At 60.1% G+C, this 19,221-nt stretch carries 14 protein-coding genes and 3 pseudogenes; 12 read left to right on the top strand and 5 right to left on the bottom strand.

What is annotated here, in order from left to right; all coding sequences use genetic code 11:
* Positions 1–19 precede the first annotated feature (19 nt).
* From PSH87_RS16685 to PSH87_RS16680, 3 genes are read left to right on the top strand one after another with little or no spacing between them, the layout of a single operon-like run.
* Positions 20–916 (top strand): DMT family transporter, encoded by an 897-nt coding sequence (locus tag PSH87_RS16685; protein ID WP_305430282.1) that lies wholly within the window; start codon positions 20–22, stop codon positions 914–916.
* A 35-nt stretch (positions 917–951) separates the two neighbouring features.
* Positions 952–1,155, top strand: coding sequence for a LysR family transcriptional regulator (locus tag PSH87_RS28865; RefSeq protein WP_370695275.1), 204 nt, complete (start codon positions 952–954; stop codon positions 1,153–1,155).
* On the top strand, positions 1,130–1,861 hold the full coding sequence (locus tag PSH87_RS16680; RefSeq protein WP_305430281.1) for a LysR substrate-binding domain-containing protein: 732 nt from the start codon (positions 1,130–1,132) through the stop codon (positions 1,859–1,861). The genes PSH87_RS28865 and PSH87_RS16680 overlap by 26 nt, the downstream gene beginning before the upstream one ends.
* Before the next feature lie 57 nt (positions 1,862–1,918).
* Here PSH87_RS16680 and PSH87_RS16675 read toward each other — a convergent pair whose 3' ends face one another.
* The gene (locus tag PSH87_RS16675) at positions 1,919–4,144 is read right to left on the bottom strand and encodes an NADP-dependent isocitrate dehydrogenase (protein ID WP_017737160.1); all 2,226 of its coding nucleotides are present in this window, start codon (positions 4,142–4,144) and stop codon (positions 1,919–1,921) included.
* Between the two features lie 493 nt (positions 4,145–4,637).
* On the opposite strand from PSH87_RS16675, the gene icd reads away from it, so the two are divergent.
* Positions 4,638–5,894 carry an NADP-dependent isocitrate dehydrogenase gene (gene icd, locus PSH87_RS16670; RefSeq protein WP_026136829.1) on the top strand — a complete coding sequence of 419 codons (1,257 nt, stop codon included), beginning with the start codon at positions 4,638–4,640 and terminating at the stop codon, positions 5,892–5,894.
* A gap of 77 nt (positions 5,895–5,971) precedes the next feature.
* On the opposite strand, the gene cspD is transcribed toward icd, so the two are convergent.
* The gene (gene cspD / locus PSH87_RS16665; protein WP_157356515.1) at positions 5,972–6,238 is read right to left on the bottom strand and encodes a cold shock domain-containing protein CspD; all 267 of its coding nucleotides are present in this window, start codon (positions 6,236–6,238) and stop codon (positions 5,972–5,974) included.
* A 224-nt stretch (positions 6,239–6,462) separates the two neighbouring features.
* On the opposite strand from cspD, the gene clpS reads away from it, so the two are divergent.
* The gene (gene clpS / locus PSH87_RS16660) at positions 6,463–6,831 is read left to right on the top strand and encodes an ATP-dependent Clp protease adapter ClpS (protein WP_017737163.1); all 369 of its coding nucleotides are present in this window, start codon (positions 6,463–6,465) and stop codon (positions 6,829–6,831) included.
* A 29-nt stretch (positions 6,832–6,860) separates the two neighbouring features.
* Positions 6,861–9,131 (top strand): ATP-dependent Clp protease ATP-binding subunit ClpA, encoded by a 2,271-nt coding sequence (gene clpA / locus PSH87_RS16655; RefSeq protein WP_017737164.1) that lies wholly within the window; start codon positions 6,861–6,863, stop codon positions 9,129–9,131.
* A gap of 256 nt (positions 9,132–9,387) precedes the next feature.
* Here clpA and infA read toward each other — a convergent pair whose 3' ends face one another.
* The 3 genes and pseudogenes from infA to aat form a co-directional block, all read right to left on the bottom strand.
* Positions 9,388–9,606 (bottom strand): translation initiation factor IF-1, encoded by a 219-nt coding sequence (gene infA / locus PSH87_RS16650; protein WP_002553999.1) that lies wholly within the window; start codon positions 9,604–9,606, stop codon positions 9,388–9,390.
* 100 nt (positions 9,607–9,706) lie between these two features.
* A pseudogene (locus PSH87_RS16645) lies at positions 9,707–10,416 on the bottom strand (arginyltransferase).
* A gap of 56 nt (positions 10,417–10,472) precedes the next feature.
* Entirely contained in the window at positions 10,473–11,153 is a 681-nt protein-coding gene (aat, locus tag PSH87_RS16640; RefSeq protein ID WP_017737166.1) for a leucyl/phenylalanyl-tRNA--protein transferase, read from the bottom strand.
* 489 nt (positions 11,154–11,642) lie between these two features.
* Here aat and PSH87_RS16635 point away from each other — a divergent pair, with 489 nt between their 5' ends.
* The 6 genes and pseudogenes from PSH87_RS16635 (at position 11,643) to cysG (ending at position 19,132) form a co-directional block, all read left to right on the top strand.
* The gene (locus tag PSH87_RS16635; RefSeq protein ID WP_026136830.1) at positions 11,643–14,051 is read left to right on the top strand and encodes a DNA translocase FtsK; all 2,409 of its coding nucleotides are present in this window, start codon (positions 11,643–11,645) and stop codon (positions 14,049–14,051) included.
* Positions 14,052–14,105: 54 nt separating this feature from the next.
* Positions 14,106–14,729 carry an outer membrane lipoprotein chaperone LolA gene (gene lolA, locus PSH87_RS16630; protein WP_207043820.1) on the top strand — a complete coding sequence of 208 codons (624 nt, stop codon included), beginning with the start codon at positions 14,106–14,108 and terminating at the stop codon, positions 14,727–14,729.
* Positions 14,730–14,739: 10 nt separating this feature from the next.
* A pseudogene (locus PSH87_RS16625) lies at positions 14,740–16,059 on the top strand (replication-associated recombination protein A); the annotation flags it as partial.
* Positions 16,060–16,062: 3 nt separating this feature from the next.
* Complete coding sequence (gene crcB / locus PSH87_RS16620) at positions 16,063–16,437, top strand: fluoride efflux transporter CrcB (protein WP_305434330.1); 375 nt, start codon at positions 16,063–16,065, stop codon at positions 16,435–16,437.
* Positions 16,438–16,454: 17 nt separating this feature from the next.
* Positions 16,455–17,735: a serine--tRNA ligase gene (serS, locus tag PSH87_RS16615; RefSeq protein WP_017737171.1), complete on the top strand. Its 1,281-nt coding sequence runs from the start codon at positions 16,455–16,457 to the stop codon at positions 17,733–17,735.
* A pseudogene (cysG, locus tag PSH87_RS16610) lies at positions 17,736–19,132 on the top strand (siroheme synthase CysG). It begins immediately after the preceding gene.
* Positions 19,133–19,221 lie beyond the last annotated feature (89 nt).

Raw genomic sequence — 19,221 nt, 5'->3', positions numbered from 1 at the left:
AGTCAATTTGGAGAGTGTCATGAGTCCGGTTGCCCACAAAAGCTACGAAGTACGTCTCACCTCACCGTTACCCATTGCCTTCATTCTGCTGTGGAGCTCCGGTTACATCGGCGGCGCGTTCGGCGTCCGTTATGGCGAGCCGTTCACCATGACGTTCTATCGATTTGCCCTGGCGGCGCTGGTTTTCCTGGGAGTTTCACTTGCGATTAAAGCTGAATGGCCGAAAAAGCTGACGCCTTACCTCCACGCTGCTGCAGTTGGGGTGCTTCTGCAGGCGTTGCAGTTCGGTGGCTTGTACACCGGCATTAGTCAGGGCGTTCCGGCAGGGCAAGCCGCCTTGATTGTTGGGTTGATGCCGGTATTTGTCGTGATCGGTGCTTATTGCTTTTTAGGTGAGCAATTGAGTTGGCGCGACCTGCCTGGGTCCATCCTGGGCGTCGGCGGTGTGGTCATTGTCGTAGCCAGCAGCCTTTCCGGCTCCGAGGCGTCATTAGGCGGGTACGGCGCAGTGGGCCTGGCGTTGTTGGGTATCACGTTCGGCACGCTCTATCAGAAGCGCTTTCTAGGTGGCGTGAACCTGTGGGTGGGCTGCTTCATTCAAATGGTTGTCGCGTCGCTGGTTATGTTGCTGCTGGCCTACACCACCGAAACCATGCGCGTGACTGAATGGGCACCATTTGCAGCATCGGTGGCCTGGATCACGTTGATGAATTCAGTTGGGGCGCTGACGCTGCTGTATTTGATGATTCGCCGGGGTGAGGCAAGTAAGGCGACTAACTTGTTTCATGTGATTCCTGCTGTTGCGCAGATCATGGCGTCGTTGGTGTTGGGTGAAGTTCCCAGTGTGGTGGCGATTGTGGGGTTTGTTGTTTCGGCGGTTGGGGTTTATTTGATGAATCATTCGCGGACGAAGTAAGTGGTATTGACAGAAATGCCGGGTGCCTAGCACTAATGCTTGGCGTATTTACTCACTCGCATTGGTGTGTCATGAGAGTCAATCTTGATATTCAGTCGCTGCGCAGTTTTCTCAAGGTCGCTGAGTTGGGTAGTTTTACTCGGGCTGCGCAGGCGCTGAGCCTGACTCAGCCGGCGATCAGTCAGCAGATTCGGCGGTTGGAGGATTTGCTAGGTGTTGAGCTTTTTTGCCCGCGATAACCGTCAGGTGTTGCTCACGCTTGAGGGTGAGCGCCTGACCGGCTACGCCCAGCAGATGGTTAGCGTCAACGATAAGGTGGGGAGCCTGTTTGATGTCAGTCGCACTCAGGAGTCCGTGACGTTGGGCATTCCCGAGTATTTCAGCGAGGAGATCCTGCAGCGCGTTATTCCTGCTGTCGCGCTTGAATTACCTGTAGTACGAATTGTGGTCAAAGTGGCGCGATCCGCAGTGCTCGCGGAGGCTTTCAATGAGGGGCGAGTCGATGTTTGTCTGATGATTGACGAGTTGCAAAAAGTCGCTGGACAGCCTTTGCACGAGCTCTCGTTGGTATGGCTGGGTGGTGAGCGTGGAGCGGCCCTGGTGGCTGGCCAGGAAGTGGCGCTGGCCTTGTTCAAGGCGCCTTGCGTGTTCAGGAGTCTGGCGATTCGACGTCTCGAAGAGAGTGGGGTCAAGTGGCGCTGTGTGTACGAGTGTGAAGATCTGATGTCCTTGCGTTCGGCGGTCCACGCAGGAGTTGGCGTGACGCTTCTGCCTTGGTTCGCCCAAGTGCAGGGCTTGAATAAGCTGGACGCGCTCGCGCATCTTCCGGCGTTGCCCGGATTTGGCGTGGAGCTTAAGCAGAGGGTGGGCTGGGAGCCTTGGTACAGGCCTCAGTTGTTGGCGATTATTGAGGCTGCGTGGCGCGAGGAATACGGCGTTGCATGAATGCTGAAAACACAAACCCCGGCACATGGCCGGGGTTTGTGATGTCACCTTACAACCTTACTTCAACTTGGCAATCGCCGCATTGAGGGTGTTGCTTGGGCGCATGGCCTTGCCTGTCAGCTCCGGGCTCGGCGCGTAGTAGCCGCCGATGTCCACTGGCTTGCCCTGTACGGCGTTGAGCTCGGCAACGATGGTTGCTTCGTTCGCGGTCAGGGTTTCGGCCAGTTCGCCGAACTGCGCTTGCAGTGCAGTGTCTTCGCTCTGGGCGGCCAGGGCTTGTGCCCAGTACAGCGCCAGGTAGAAGTGGCTGCCGCGGTTGTCGATGTTGCCGACTTTGCGCGATGGCGACTTGTTGTTGTCGAGGAACTGGCCAGTGGCCTGGTCCAGGGTCTTGGACAGGACCAGGGCTTTCGGGTTGTTGTACGTCACACCCAAATGCTCAAGGGAAGCCGCCAGGGCCAGGAACTCGCCCAGGGAATCCCAGCGCAGGAAGTTCTCTTCCACCAGCTGCTGCACGTGCTTCGGAGCCGAACCGCCGGCGCCGGTTTCGAACAGGCCGCCGCCGTTCATCAGCGGCACGATGGACAGCATCTTGGCGCTGGTGCCCAGTTCCATGATCGGGAACAGGTCGGTCAGGTAGTCGCGCAGTACGTTGCCGGTCACCGAGATGGTGTCCAGGCCCTTGCGGGTGCGCTCCAGGGTGAACTTCATCGCATCGACCGGGGCCATGATGCGGATGTCCAGGCCTTCGGTGTTGTGGTCTTTCAGGTAGGCCTGAACTTTCTCGACCACGACGCCGTCGTGCGCACGCTTAGGGTCCAGCCAGAAGATCGCTGGGGTGTTGCTGGCGCGAGCACGGTTGACGGCCAGTTTGACCCAGTCCTGGATCGGCGCGTCTTTGGTCTGGCACATGCGGAAGATGTCGCCGGCTTCGACGTTCTGTTCCATCAGCAGGTTGCCCTTGCTGTCGGTGACGCGGACTACGCCGTCAGCCTTGATCTGGAAGGTCTTGTCGTGGGAACCGTACTCTTCGGCTTTCTTCGCCATCAGGCCAACGTTTGGCACGCTGCCCATGGTGGTTGGGTCGAACGCGCCATTGGCCTTGCAGTCTTCGATGACGGCTTGGTAGATGGTGGCGTAGCAGCGATCCGGGATCACGGCCTTGGTGTCGTGCAGCTGGCCGTCGGTGCCCCACATCTTGCCGGAGTCACGGATCATCGCTGGCATCGAGGCGTCGACGATGACGTCGCTCGGTACGTGCAGGTTGGTGATGCCTTTGTCGGAGTTGACCATCGCCAGGGAAGGGCGAGCGGCGTAGACCGCCTGGATGTCGGCTTCGATCTGCGCTTGCTGGTCGGCCGGCAGGGCCTTGATGCGAGCGTACAGGTCGCCGATGCCGTTGTTCAGGTTGAAGCCGATCTGCTCCAGCACGACAGCGTGCTTGGCCAGGGCGTCTTTATAGAACTCGGCAACGATCTGGCCGAACATGATCGGGTCGGAGACCTTCATCATGGTGGCTTTCAGGTGGACCGACAGCAGCACGCCTTGTTGCTTGGCGTCTTCGATTTCAGCGGCGATAAACGCGCGCAGGGCTTTCTTGCTCAGTACGGCGGTGTCGATGATTTCGCCGGCCTGTACCGAAGTCTTTTCCTTCAGGACAGTGGCGGTGCCGTCTTGGGCGATCAGTTCGATCTTCACGGCGTCAGCGGCTTCGATCTGTACGGCTTTTTCGCTGCCGTAGAAGTCGCCGTTGTTCATGTGGGCGATGTGCGACTTGGAGTCGGCCGCCCAGGCGCCCATCTTGTGCGGGTGCTTGCGTGCGTAGTTCTTGACCGACAGCGGTGCGCGGCGGTCGGAGTTGCCTTCGCGCAGTACCGGGTTCACGGCGCTGCCCTTGACCTTGTCGTAACGTGCACGGGTTTCTTTTTCCGCGTCGGTGGTTACGGTTTCCGGGTAGTCCGGCAGGGCGTAGCCCTGGGCCTGCAGTTCCTTGATCGCGGCTTGCAGCTGCGGGGTCGAGGCGCTGATGTTAGGCAGCTTGATGATGTTGGCTTCAGGCGTAACGGCCAGGTCGCCCAGTTCGGCGAGGTGGTCCGGGATAGCCTTGGCGCCCAGTTGCTCGGGGAAGCTTGCGAGGATGCGCGCGGCGAGGGAGATGTCGCGGGTTTCCACGGCAATATCAGCGGAAGCGGTGAAGGCCTCTACGATAGGCAGCAGTGAATAGGTGGCGAGGGCCGGGGCTTCGTCGGTGAAGGTGTAGATGATCTTCGAGCGGGTGGGCATATTCGGATTAACTCTCTTCTTTGCTGAAAGCGTGCGCAGAAACTCGAGATGCGCCGGGTGGAGCGCGTTCGTTCAAAGTCATCCATGAGCGAAATGTCGAGGTTTCTTCGCGGTGATGTTGGGTTGCATCAGTCGAGCGTCAAGCGTTTGGACTATTGTAATAGTCCTGCTTTCTGGCTGAAGGCTACTGTCTAGAGCGGTCAGCCGTCGTGACTCTTGGGTCAGCGGCGGCATTATACATAGGTCGCTATGCTTACGCCGAGCCTTCATACAAAAGGTGTGTCGTCCATTGGTCTAAAGGTCGCAGGTACCGAGCTACGCCAAAAGTCGCAGGATGTGCTCATGATTGGCGATTTTGCCTTTGATTTCAGGCTTGTAGGCGACTAAATATGCTGTTTTCGATGCAAGTGAGCATGACGCGAGGTTTCGGTCGTCATTTATCTGGAGTAGGCTCGAACGCAGCCAGATGTTCAATCCATAGATGGAGTTCAGCATGGGATACAAGAAGATTCAGGTTCCAGCCGTCGGCGACAAAATCACCGTCAATGCAGACCATTCTCTCAATGTTCCTGATCACCCAATCATCCCGTTTATCGAAGGTGACGGTATCGGCGTCGACATCAGCCCGGTGATGATCAAGGTGGTCGACGCCGCTGTTGAAAAAGCCTACGGCGGCAAGCGCAAGATCTCGTGGATGGAGGTGTATGCCGGCGAAAAGGCCACGCAAGTCTACGACCAGGACACCTGGCTGCCCCAGGAAACCCTGGATGCGGTCAAGGATTACGTGGTTTCCATTAAAGGCCCGCTGACCACGCCGGTGGGTGGCGGCATCCGTTCGCTGAACGTGGCCCTGCGCCAGCAGCTCGACCTGTATGTGTGCCTGCGCCCGGTGCGCTGGTTCGAAGGCGTGCCGAGCCCGGTGAAAAAGCCGGGGGATGTGGACATGACCATCTTCCGCGAGAACTCCGAGGATATTTACGCCGGCATCGAATGGAAAGCCGGTTCGCCGGAAGCCATCAAGGTGATCAAGTTCCTCAAGGAGGAAATGGGCGTTACCAAAATTCGTTTTGACCAGGATTGCGGGATTGGCGTGAAGCCGGTTTCCAAGGAAGGTACCGAACGTCTGGCGCGTAAGGCCCTGCAATATGTAGTGGATAACGATCGCGACTCGCTGACCATCGTGCATAAAGGCAACATCATGAAGTTCACCGAAGGCGCCTTTAAAGAGTGGGCCTACGGGATTGCCGAGAAAGAGTTCGGCGCGACGTTGCTCGATGGCGGCCCTTGGATGCAATTCAAGAACCCGAAGACCGGCAAGAATGTCGTGGTTAAAGATGCCATTGCTGACGCCATGCTCCAGCAGATCCTGCTGCGTCCGGCCGAGTATGATGTAATCGCCACCCTCAACCTCAATGGTGATTACCTGTCTGACGCCTTGGCGGCAGAAGTGGGTGGTATTGGTATTGCGCCAGGGGCCAATCTGTCTGACACCGTGGCGATGTTCGAAGCAACCCATGGCACTGCGCCGAAATATGCGGGCAAGGACCAGGTCAACCCCGGTTCGCTGATCCTGTCGGCGGAGATGATGCTGCGCCATATGGGCTGGACCGAAGCGGCCGACCTGATCATCAAGGGCACCAATGGTGCGATTTCGGCCAAGACCGTGACCTACGACTTCGAGCGCTTGATGGATGGCGCGAAATTGGTGTCATCGTCCGGCTTTGGTGAGGCGTTGATCTCTCACATGTAAAGGCAATACAAATAAAGGCCACCCCAAGCTGATTGGGGTGGCCTTTTTTTATCGCGGCGCTCTCACTTGTCGGCGGATCAGGCCGTTTGTTTCTTTTCTTTGTGAGTGTGCGAATGTGCGTGATCGTCAGGCTGCGGTTGTATGGCGTTGGTGATTGCCACGGCGTGCAGCCCTTTGGGTCCTTGAATAATCTCAAAATTCACAGGTTGCCCCGCTTTCAGCGTCTTGTATCCATCCATTTGGATCGCTGAGTAATGCGCAAAAAGATCTTCGCTTTTACCATCTTCAACGACGAAGCCGTAGCCTTTGGCATTGTTGAACCACTTGACCTTACCACTAGCCATCTCCATATCCCTCTGCACCAGACTCCATCACTGGAGTATCATCCAGTTTATCCGTCCTAACCCGAATAAATAAGGTTGACTGCGCGGACCTTTTTTACCCACTGTGGGTTCTATTGGTTGTAACACTGATTTGCCGATAGTCAAGGCGACCAGTCGGTCAGAGTTGAAATTCTGACAGGTCGCCCCCACCACTGTATTTGAACCACTGACGAACCTTTCTTTCCATGCATGCAAACAGCCAGATTCGACTAACATTCAATCAGGATCGCCCGGATCAGGAACATGATGACGACGGTTCTGCAGGCGTTGCTGTCCAGGAGGCCAAGCCTGCTCTACAGGCGCCGCCGATGTACAAGGTGGTTTTGTTTAATGATGACTACACACCGATGGATTTCGTCGTCGAAGTGCTCGAGGTGTTTTTTAACCTGAACCGCGAGTTGGCGACCAAGGTAATGCTGGCCGTTCATACAGAAGGACGGGCAGTATGTGGAGTGTTTACCCGCGACATCGCCGAGACAAAGGCCATGCAGGTCAACCAGTACGCCAGGGAAAGCCAGCATCCGCTACTCTGTGAAATCGAGAAGGACGGTTAACGCCGACCACTTGGGTATGAGGTGAAGCTATGTTAAACCGCGAGCTCGAAGTCACCCTCAATCTTGCCTTCAAGGAGGCCCGTTCGAAGCGTCATGAATTCATGACCGTCGAACACCTGCTGCTGGCACTTTTGGATAACGAAGCAGCCGCCACCGTCTTGCGTGCGTGCGGCGCCAACCTCGACAAACTCAAGCATGATCTGCAGGAGTTTATCGACTCCACAACGCCACTTATTCCAGTCCACGATGAAGACCGTGAAACCCAGCCAACCCTGGGCTTCCAGCGGGTGCTTCAGCGTGCCGTGTTCCATGTGCAGAGCTCCGGTAAGCGTGAAGTCACAGGCGCCAATGTGCTTGTGGCGATCTTCAGCGAACAGGAAAGCCAGGCAGTGTTCCTGCTCAAGCAGCAGAGCGTTGCCCGTATTGATGTCGTCAACTACATCGCCCACGGTATCTCCAAGGTGCCCGGGCACGGCGATCATTCCGAGGGTGAGCAGGATATGCAGGACGACGAGGGCGGTGAGTCTTCTTCTTCGGGCAATCCATTGGATGCCTATGCCAGCAACCTCAACGAACTGGCGCGCCAGGGGCGGATCGATCCGCTGGTGGGGCGCGAGCTTGAAGTTGAGCGCGTAGCGCAGATCCTTGCACGTCGTCGCAAGAACAACCCGTTGCTGGTGGGTGAGGCGGGCGTGGGTAAAACCGCGATTGCCGAAGGCCTGGCCAAGCGCATCGTCGATAACCAGGTGCCGGATCTGCTGGCCAACAGTGTCGTCTACTCCCTGGACCTGGGCGCCTTGCTCGCCGGGACCAAGTACCGTGGCGATTTCGAGAAGCGCTTCAAGGCGTTGCTCGGCGAGCTGAAAAAACGCCCGCAGGCGATCCTGTTCATCGACGAAATCCACACCATTATTGGTGCCGGTGCGGCGTCCGGCGGGGTAATGGATGCGTCCAACCTGCTCAAGCCGTTGCTGTCGTCGGGTGATATCCGTTGCATCGGCTCGACCACGTTCCAGGAATTTCGCGGCATCTTCGAGAAAGACCGTGCCCTGGCGCGTCGCTTCCAGAAAGTCGACGTGTCCGAGCCTTCGGTTGAAGACACCATCGGCATCCTGCGCGGGCTCAAGGGGCGTTTCGAAGCGCACCATGGCATCGAGTACACCGACGAGGCCCTGCGTGCAGCTGCCGAGCTGGCGTCACGCTACATCAATGATCGGCATATGCCGGACAAGGCCATCGACGTGATAGACGAGGCGGGCGCCTATCAGCGCCTGCAGCCGGTCGAGAAGCGTGTGAAGCGCATCGACGTGCCTCAGGTCGAGGACATCGTCGCGAAGATCGCGCGGATTCCGCCTAAACACGTCAACAGTTCCGATAAGGAGCTGCTGCGTAACCTGGAGCGCGATCTCAAGCTCACCGTGTTTGGCCAGGATGCGGCCATCGACGCGCTGTCCACCGCGATCAAGCTGTCCCGTGCGGGGCTCAAGGCGCCGGACAAGCCGGTAGGTTCGTTCCTGTTCGCCGGCCCGACCGGCGTCGGCAAGACCGAAGCGGCGCGGCAGTTGGCCAAGGCCATGGGGATCGAGCTGGTGCGGTTCGACATGTCCGAATACATGGAGCGGCACACTGTGTCGCGCCTGATCGGTGCGCCTCCGGGCTATGTCGGCTTCGACCAGGGCGGTCTGCTGACCGAAGCGATCACCAAGCAACCGCATTGCGTATTGCTGCTCGATGAAATCGAGAAGGCCCACCCGGAAGTCTTCAACCTGCTCCTGCAGGTGATGGACCACGGGACCCTGACCGACAACAACGGGCGCAAGGCGGACTTCCGCAACGTGATCGTGATCATGACCACCAACGCCGGTGCCGAAACGGCCGCGCGGGCCTCGATCGGCTTCAGCCATCAGGATCACTCTTCCGATGCGATGGAAGTGATCAAGAAGAGCTTTACGCCGGAGTTCCGCAACCGCCTGGACACCATTATCCAGTTTGGTCGCCTCAGCCATGAGGTCATCAAAAGCGTGGTGGACAAGTTCCTTACCGAGCTTCAAGCGCAGTTGGAAGACAAGCGCGTGCAGCTGGAAGTGACGGACGCGGCACGCAGCTGGCTGGCCGAAGGTGGCTACGACGCGGCAATGGGCGCACGCCCGATGGCGCGTCTGATCCAGGACAAGATCAAGCGGCCCTTGGCCGAAGAGATTCTGTTCGGCGAACTTTCCGATCATGGTGGCGTGGTGCATATCGATCTGAAGGATGGCGAGCTGACCTTCGAGTTCGAGACCACGGCTGAAATGGCCTGATCGTTGATTGCAATACAGCAAAAAGGCGCCGAAAGGCGCCTTTTTGCTGTCTCCAGGTTTGGAATACCGCCTTCAAGGCAGCAGAGATCAAATGTGGGAGCTGGCTTGCCTGCGATAGCGGTGTATCAGCTAAAAAATTCTTCTCTGACCGACCGCTATCGCAGGCAAGCCAGCTCCCACAGGGAATTCAGGGTGTTCGGTAAATAGCGCACACACAAAAACGCCCGGCATAACCGGGCGTCTTGTATTGACTTGCTTAGCGAGCGCGGTAAGTGATGCGCCCTTTGCTCAAGTCATAGGGCGTCAGCTCGACGCGCACTTTGTCACCGGTAAGAATACGAATGTAGTTCTTGCGCATCTTGCCGGAGATATGCGCGGTTACGACGTGCCCATTTTCCAACTCCACACGAAACATGGTGTTGGGCAGGGTGTCGACGACAGTGCCTTCCATTTCGAAGCTGTCTTCTTTCGACATGCAGTAAAGCCCTCGGTATCCAGTGAATGGCCCGGTGCAACTGCGCCAGGCAAAAGCGGCGTGCATTGTGCCCGAAAAAGGGTGTTTAAGCCAAGGGGTTCTAGTTAAGCGTGACCCATCTTTGATTAATCAGCAGTTCTATGGGGCGATATTGGGTCTTGTAGTTCATCTTTTTGCAGTTTTTGATCCAGTAACCCCAGGTACACCGCCTCCAGTTCCAGGCGCAGGGCTTCACCGATTTGCCACAGGATCGCAAAGCGCCCCAGGCTGCGGCGCTCTTCGGCGGGCTCGTAGAAGGTTGTACACCGCCGACAGCCCGTTGGGCAGCAGGTCGGTCACGGCGACGGCCACCAGCCGACCGTCGAGGCGGAACTCGTAGAAGCGCGAGAAGGGCAGGTCGCGCACCAGGAAGGTGGAAAACTGGTCGCGGCTGGGCGGAAACATATCGCCGTCAGCGTGGCGTTGTTCGATGTAGCGCTGGTAAAGGTCGAAATATTCTTCGCTGTAGCGTGGCTTGGTGGCGGTCACCGTCAGGTCGGCATTGCGCTTGAGAATGCGCTTCTGGTTACGGTCCGGCAGAAATTGCGCCACAGGAATGCGCGCCGGTACACAGGCATTGCAATTCTGGCAATGGGGGCGGTACAGGTGGTCGCCGCTGCGCCGAAAGCCCATTTCCGAGAGGTCGGCGTACACGTGCACGTCCATCGGCTGGCTGGGGTCGAGGAACAGGGTGGTGGCCTGCTCGTCGGGCAGGTAGCTGCAAGAGTGGGCTTGAGTGGCATAAAACTTCAAGCGCGCCAACTCGGTCATGATCAACCCTCGGGGTAAGCTTTGAAACAAGTGTAAGCCACGTGCGCGAAAGTCGCCTAGGAAACCCAGGGTCCGGCATTGGGTTGGTCCAGATGGTCGTGCAGGTACTGTGCAAAGTCACTGCGCGGGATGGCGCGGGCGCCCAGGCTGTGCAGGTGATCGTTGGGCATCTGGCAGTCGATCAGCACAAAACCCCAGGCCTGCAACTGCCGGGTCAGGGTGGCGAAGCCGAATTTCGAGGCGTTGTCGGCACGGCTGAACATGGATTCGCCAAAGAACAATTGGCCCATTGCCAGGCCATAGAGCCCGCCCACCAGCTTGCCCTCGTCCCACACCTCGACGGAATGCGCGTAACCGCGCTGGTGCAGCGCCAGGTAGGCGTCCTGGATGCCTTCGGTGATCCAGGTGCCATCGGCATAGGCACGAGGTGCGGCGCAGGCCTGGATGACGGCGGCGAAGTCCTGGTCGAAGGTCACGGTATAGCGTTGTTGGCGCAACAGTTTGCCGAGGCTGCGGGACACATGCAGTTCTTCGGGGAAAATCACTGTGCGCGGGTCGGGTGACCACCAGAGGATCGGCTGGCCCTCCGAGAACCACGGAAAGCAGCCGTGGCGGTAAGCCTGCACCAGGCGTTCGGCCGACAGGTCGCCACCGGCGGCCAGCAGGCCATTGGGTTCGCGCATGGCCTTGGCCAGCGGCGGGAAGGTCAGGGAGTCACGTTGCAACCAGGTCAGCATGGCATCCAGGCTTGAGGAAGGGGAGGGGAGCGGCAGGTGCCGCGCGTGAGGGTGATTATTGTCGACGCGGCGCCTCAGGGCCAGCCCGAATCGGGCGCAAGTCAGGATTAGCGTGAGCGGGTGTTTCTGCAACTCTCTGCCGGGGATGTGGTCGTAACCGGGGTTACACCATGCAGGCCATTTGCCAAGCTTGCCTTGTTTGGTAAAAACAGCCCATAAGCCTTTGTCAGCAAAGACAATGCATGCTCAAATTGAACATGTTGCAACACTTGAATTGTCTATGCTGCCGGGGGAAGGGCAAGGGCGTGGCAACGGGGGCACAAACCCGTACAATGCGGGCACTGTGGCGTTATCGCCGTTTCACCGCTTCTTCTCCCAGTGTTAAACGTAGAATCAACGACGTTCGTTTAATTTTCAGCTGCTCGGATTGGGCAGTGGTTGCAGTCATTCAATAGATGGACGCGCTAAAAGCGCAGGAAAAGACCCGTTTTGAAGAAATCCGCCGCAACACCTAAAGCAGCAGTCGTGCCGGCCTGGCGCCAGCACCTGCACTACCGCCTCAAGGAAGGTGCGCTGATCGCGATCGGCGCCCTGTGCCTGTTCCTGATGATGGCCTTGCTCACCTATGGCAAGGACGATCCGGGCTGGAGCCACAACAGCAAGATCGACGACGTACAGAACTTTGGCGGCCCCGCCGGCTCCTACAGCGCCGATATCCTGTTCATGGTGTTGGGTTACTTCGCATATATCTTCCCCTTGCTGCTGGCGATCAAGACCTGGCAGATCTTCCGCCAGCGCCACGAACCGTGGCAGTGGAGCGGCTGGCTGTTCTCCTGGCGCCTGATCGGCCTGGTGTTCCTAGTGTTGTCCGGCGCGGCCCTGGCCCATATCCATTTCCATGCACCCACCGGCCTGCCGGCGGGCGCCGGTGGTGCGCTGGGCGAAAGCCTGGGCGACCTGGCGCGCAAGACCCTGAACATCCAGGGCAGCACGTTGATGTTTATTGCCCTGTTCCTGTTCGGCCTGACCGTGTTCACCGACCTGTCGTGGTTCAAGGTGATGGACGTGACCGGCAAGATCACCCTCGACCTGCTGGAGCTGTTCCAGGGCGCCGCCAACCGCTGGTGGGCGGCGCGAGTCGACCGCAAGCGCATGGTCGCGCAATTGCGTGAAGTGGACACCCGCGTCAACGAAGTGGTGGCCCCGAGCACGCCGGACCGCCGTGAACAGGCCAAGGTCAAGGAGCGCCTGATCGAGCGCGAGCAGGCCCTGAGCAAGCACATGTCGGACCGCGAGAAGCAAGTGCCGCCCGTGATCGCACCGGCGCCGCCCAAGGCCCCCGAGCCGAGTGCCCGTGTGCAGAAAGAGAAACAGGCGCCGCTGTTTGTCGACAGCGCCGTCGAAGGCACCTTGCCGCCGATCTCGATTCTCGACCCGGCCGAGAAGAAACAACTCAATTATTCCCCGGAGTCGCTGGCTGCCGTTGGCCATCTGCTGGAAATCAAGCTGAAGGAATTCGGCGTCGAAGTGACCGTGGACTCGATCCACCCCGGTCCCGTCATCACCCGTTACGAAATCCAGCCGGCCGCGGGCGTCAAGGTCAGCCGCATTTCCAACCTGGCCAAAGACCTGGCCCGTTCCCTGGCCGTGACCAGTGTGCGCGTGGTGGAAGTGATCCCCGGCAAGACCACCGTGGGCATCGAGATTCCCAACGAAGACCGCCAGATCGTGCGCTTCTCCGAAGTGCTGTCGACGCCTGAATACGACAACTTCAAGTCGCCAGTCACCCTGGCCCTGGGCCATGACATCGGCGGCAAGCCGGTGATCACCGACCTGGCGAAAATGCCCCACCTGCTGGTGGCCGGTACCACCGGTTCCGGTAAGTCGGTGGGCGTGAACGCGATGATCCTGTCGATCCTGTTCAAGTCCGGCCCGGACGACGCCAAGCTGATCATGATCGACCCGAAGATGTTGGAACTGTCGATCTACGAAGGCATCCCGCACCTGCTGTGCCCGGTCGTCACCGACATGAAGGACGCCGCCAACGCCCTGCGCTGGAGCGTGGCCGAGATGGAGCGGCGCTACAAGCTGATGGCGAAGATGGGCGTGCGCAACCTGGCGGGCTTCAACGCCAAGATCAAGGAAGCCCACGATCGTGGCGAGACCATTGATGACCCGTTGTACAAGCGCGAAAGCATTCATGACGAAGCGCCGAAACTGACCAAGCTGCCGACCATCGTGGTGGTGGTGGACGAATTCGCCGACATGATGATGATCGTCGGCAAGAAGGTCGAAGAACTCATCGCCCGTATCGCCCAGAAGGCCCGTGCGGCCGGTATCCACTTGATCCTCGCGACCCAGCGTCCGTCGGTGGATGTGATCACCGGTCTGATCAAGGCCAACATCCCGACGCGCATGGCGTTTCAGGTATCGAGCAAGATCGACTCCCGGACCATCATCGACCAGGGTGGCGCCGAGCAACTGCTGGGCCACGGCGACATGCTCTACATGCCACCAGGCACCAGCCTGCCGATCCGCGTACACGGCGCCTTTGTTTCCGATGATGAAGTGCACCGCGTGGTGGAAGCCTGGAAGTTGCGCGGAGCACCTGAATACAACGACGACATCCTCAACGGCGTCGAAGAAGCCGGCAGCGGCTTCGAGAATGGCGGCGGTGGCGGTGACGACGATGCGGAAACCGATGCCCTGTACGACGAAGCCGTGGCCTTCGTGCTCGAGAGCCGCCGCGCCTCGATTTCTGCGGTGCAGCGCAAGCTGAAGATCGGCTACAACCGCGCCGCCCGCATGATCGAAGCCATGGAAATGGCTGGCGTTGTGACAGCCATGAACACCAACGGCTCGCGCGAAGTCATCGCCCCCGGGCAGATGCGCGACTGACCCCGTGCCGCGTGGCAGCACGCGGCGCGCCCTTACGACTCAATGAGGACTCCCATGCGCCTTATCCGCATGCTGTTGTTGCCGGCACTGGCCCTGACCGCTGTTTCGGCCCACGCCGACCCGGCCTCCGTCGCCAGCCTGACCAACCTGTTGGACAAATCCAAGACCCTGACCGCGCGCTTCTCCCAGCTGACCCTGGACGGCGGCGGCACCCAGTTGCAGGAAACCGCCGGCGAAATGGCCGTGCAGCGCCCTGGCCTGTTCTTCTGGAAGACCGACGCGCCGAACGAGCAGACCATCGTCTCCGACGGCCAGAAGGTCACCCTGTGGGACCCGGACCTGGAGCAGGTGACCATCAAGAAGCTCGACCCGCGCCTGAACCAGACCCCGGCGCTGTTGCTGTCGGGCGATGTGTCGAAGATCAGCGACAGCTTCGAGATCACCTCCAAGCAAACCAGCAACGTGATCGAGTTCACCCTCAAGCCGAAGTCCAAGGACACGCTGTTTGACACCCTGTCCCTGTCGTTCGGCAACGGCGTGATTAACAACATGCGCCTGATCGACAGCGTCGGCCAACGCACCGATATCCTGTTCTCCGGGGTCAAGGCCAACCAGCCGGTGCCTGCCTCCACGTTCAAGTTCGACATCCCCAAGGGTGCCGACGTGATCCAGGAGTAAAACGCTGCCCATGGACCTGTTTCGCAGTGACCCGATTGCCCAACCCCTGGCCGCGCGCTTGCGCTCGACCAACCTGGATGAGTACGTCGGCCAGGAGCACCTGCTCGCTCGCGGCAAGCCTTTGCGTGAAGCCCTGGAGCAAGGTGCGCTGCACTCGATGATTTTCTGGGGCCCGCCCGGGGTGGGTAAAACCACCCTGGCGCGCCTGCTGGCGAAAGTCTCGGATGCACACTTCGAAACGGTCTCGGCGGTACTCGCCGGGGTCAAGGAGATCCGCCAGGCGGTCGAGGTGGCCAAGCAGCAGGCCGGGCAATACGGCAAGCGCACCATCCTGTTCGTCGACGAAGTGCATCGCTTCAACAAGTCACAGCAGGATGCGTTCCTGCCCTATGTGGAAGACGGCACGCTGATCTTTATCGGCGCCACCACCGAAAACCCGTCGTTCGAATTGAACAACGCCTTGCTCTCGCGGGCGCGGGTCTATGTGCTCAAGAGCCTGGACGAAGTGGCGATGCAAAAGCTGCTGCACCGCGCCTTGAGCGAAGACAAGGGCTTGGGCAAGCGCCAGCTGAGTGTCAGTGAGGAAGGCTTCAAGATTCTGCTGAGCGCCGCCGATGGCGACGGGCGGCGCTTCCTCAACCTGCTGGAAAACGCCTCCGACCTGGCGGAAGACGGCAGCGAGATCGGCGTCGACCTGCTGCAAAGTCTGCTGGGTGACACACGCCGGCGTTTCGACAAGGGCGGTGAAGCCTTCTACGACCAGATCTCGGCGCTGCACAAATCCGTGCGTGGCTCCAACCCCGACGGCGCGCTGTACTGGTTTGCGCGCATGATCGACGGCGGTTGCGACCCGTTGTACCTGGCCCGTCGCGTGGTGCGCATGGCCAGCGAAGACATCGGCAACGCCGACCCGCGTGCGCTGAGCCTGTGCCTGGCGGCATGGGACGTGCAGGAACGCCTCGGCAGCCCGGAAGGCGAGCTGGCCGTGGCCCAGGCCATCACCTACCTGGCCTGCGCGCCGAAAAGCAATGCGGTGTACATGGGCTTCAAGTCCGCCTTGCGCGCCGCCGCTGAATACGGCTCCCTTGAGGTGCCGATGCACCTGCGCAATGCGCCGACGAAGCTGATGAAACAGCTGGGCTACGGTGATGAATACCGCTACGCCCATGACGAGCCGGACGCTTATGCCGCCGGCGAAGACTACTTCCCCGATGAGCTGGAACCGCTGCCGCTCTATCAGCCGGTGCCCCGTGGCCTGGAGCTGAAAATCGGCGAAAAGCTGAATCACCTCGCCCAACTCGATCGACTCAGCCCCCAGACAGCGGAGAAAGTAGTGCTCAAGACGATTCTTGCCGTGTCCACAGCCGGCATCGCTGGTACATTATTGCGTTTCGCCACCGGTACCTGGGTCAGCGCCCATTGGCCGAAGCATTTCTATGCGGCGACCCTGGCGGTCAACCTGGTGGGCTGCTTGATTATCGGGCTGTTGTACGGCTGGTTCCTGTTGCGCCCGGAAGTGCCGATTGAGATTCGCGCCGGCTTGATTGTCGGCTTTGTAGGCGGTCTGACGACCTTTTCATCCTTTTCACTGGATACGCTGCGCCTGCTGGAAAGCGGGCAAGCCCTGGTTGCCTTCGGGTACCTGGGCATCAGCGTGTTCGGCGGGCTGCTCGCCACCTGGGCTGGCCTGTCCCTGACCAAACTTTGATAAACGAGAGACCGGACATGCTCGATTCCAAACTGTTACGTAGCAACCTTCAGGACGTAGCGGACCGCCTGGCATCCCGTGGCTTTGCCCTGGATGTTGCGCGCATCGAAGCGCTGGAAGAACAGCGCAAGACCGTCCAGACCCGCACCGAGGCACTGCAGGCTGAGCGTAATGCCCGTTCCAAATCCATCGGTCAGGCCAAGCAGCGCGGCGAAGACATCGCGCCGCTGATGGCCGACGTCGAGCGCATGGGCACTGAGCTGTCCGACGGCAAGGTCGAGCTGGAAGGCATCCAGTCCGAGCTGGACTCGATCCTGCTGGGCATCCCCAACATCCCGCACGAGTCCGTGCCGGTGGGTGAAGACGAAGACGGTAACGTCGAAGTGCGCCGCTGGGGCACGCCAAAAGCCTTTGATTTCGCGGTCAAGGACCACGTCGCCCTGGGCGAATTGACCGGTGGCCTGGACTTCGAAACCGCCGCCAAGATGTCGGGTGCACGTTTCTCCCTGCTGCGTGGTCCGGTGGCCCGCCTGCACCGCGCCCTGGCGCAGTTCATGATCAACCTGCACACCGGCGAGCACGGCTACGAAGAAGCCTACACGCCGTACCTGGTACAGGCGCCGGCGTTGATGGGCACCAGCCAGCTGCCGAAATTCGAAGAGGACCTGTTCAAGATCAGCCGTGAAGGCGAAGCCGACCTGTACCTGATCCCGACGGCCGAAGTGTCGCTGACCAACATCGTTGCCGGCGAGATCCTCGACGCTAAAGAGCTGCCGCTGAAGTTCGTGGCTCACTCGCCATGCTTCCGCAGCGAAGCCGGTGCCTCGGGCCGCGACACCCGCGGCATGATCCGCCAGCACCAGTTCGACAAGGTCGAGATGGTGCAGATCGTCGAGCCGTCGACCTCCATGGACGCCCTGGAAGGCCTGACCGCCAACGCCGAGCGCGTCCTGCAACTGCTGGAGCTGCCGTACCGCGTCCTCGCGCTGTGCACCGGCGACATGGGTTTCAGCGCCGTGAAGACCTACGACCTCGAAGTGTGGGTGCCGAGCCAGGACAAGTACCGCGAGATCTCGTCGTGCTCCAACTGCGGTGATTTCCAGGCCCGTCGCATGCAGGCGCGTTTCCGCAACCCGGAAACCGGCAAGCCGGAACTGGTGCACACCCTCAACGGTTCGGGCCTGGCCGTAGGCCGTACCCTGGTGGCCGTGCTGGAAAACTACCAGCAGGCTGACGGTTCGATCCGTGTGCCGGACGTGCTCAAGCCGTACATGGCGGGCGTTGAGGTCATCGGCTAAATGGAATTTCTGCCGCTGTTTCATAACCTGCGCGGCAGTCGTGTGTTGGTCGTCGGTGGCGGGGAGATTGCCTTGCGCAAATCCCGGCTGCTGGCCGACGCCGGTGCGTTGCTGCGGGTGGTTGCTCCCCAGATCGAACGCCAGCTCAACGAGTTGGTCCTGGGCAGTGGCGGGGAACTGATTTTGCGCGGTTATCAGGAGGCCGACCTCGACGGTTGCACCCCTGATCATCGCCGCCACCGACGATGAAACGCTGAACGCGCAAGTGTCCAGCGATGCCAAGCGTCGGTGCGTGCCGGTCAATGTGGTCGATGCGCCGGCCTTGTGCAGCGTGATCTTCCCGGCGATTGTCGATCGTTCGCCGTTGGTGATTGCGGTGTCCAGCGGCGGCGATGCGCCGGTGCTGGCACGCTTGATCCGCGCCAAGCTGGAAACCTGGATTCCGTCCACTTATGGCCAATTGGCCGGGTTGGCGGCGCGCTTTCGTGCCCAGGTCAAAGGCTTGTACCCGGATGTGCAGCAGCGTCGCGCGTTCTGGGAAGAAGTGTTCCAGGGCCCGATTGCCGATCGCCAACTGGCCGGGCAGGGCGCCGAAGCCGAGCGTTTGCTGGTGGAAAAAGTCAACGGCAAGGCGCCCCATGCGCCGGGTGAGGTCTACCTGGTGGGCGCCGGCCCCCGGTGATCCGGACCTGCTGACCTTCCGCGCACTGCGCCTGATGCAGCAAGCCGACGTGGTGCTCTACGACCGCCTCGTTGCGCCAGCGATTCTGGAACTGTGCCGCCGCGATGCCGAGCGCGTGTACGTCGGCAAGCGTCGCGCCGACCATGCCGTGCCACAGGACCAGATCAACCAGCAACTGGTGGACCTGGCCAAGCAAGGCAAGCGCGTGCTGCGCCTCAAGGGTGGCGATCCGTTCATCTTTGGCCGTGGTGGCGAGGAGATCGAAGAGCTGGCGGCCCATGGCATCCCGTTCCAGGTCGTGCCGGGCATCACGGCGGCCAGTGGTTGCGCGGCGTACGCCGGGATCCCGCTGACCCACCGCGACTATGCGCAATCGGTGCGTTTCATCACCGGGCATTTGAAGGACGGGACTTCGGACCTGCCCTGGCATGACCTGGTGGGGCCGTCCCAGACCCTGGTGTTCTACATGGGCTTGATTGGCTTGCCGATCATCTGCGAACAGCTGATCAAGCACGGACGCGCAGCCGATACCCCGGCGGCGTTGATCCAGCAAGGCACCACCTCCAACCAGCGCGTGTTTACCGGCACCCTGGCCGACTTGCCGCGCATGGTGGCGGAGCATGAAGTGCATGCGCCGACACTGGTGATCGTGGGTGAGGTGGTGGTGTTGCGTGAAAAGCTCAAGTGGTTCGAAGGCGCGCAGTCTCAGGTCTAAAGCCTAAAAGCATCGCGGGCAAGCCCGCTCCCACAGGGGATCGCATTCCAACTGTGGGAGCGGGCTTGCCCGCGATGAGGCCTTCAAGT

Source organism: Pseudomonas sp. FP453 (assembly GCF_030687495.1).
Classification (GTDB): domain Bacteria; phylum Pseudomonadota; class Gammaproteobacteria; order Pseudomonadales; family Pseudomonadaceae; genus Aquipseudomonas.
This window is presented reverse-complemented; position numbering and strand designations above follow the sequence as displayed.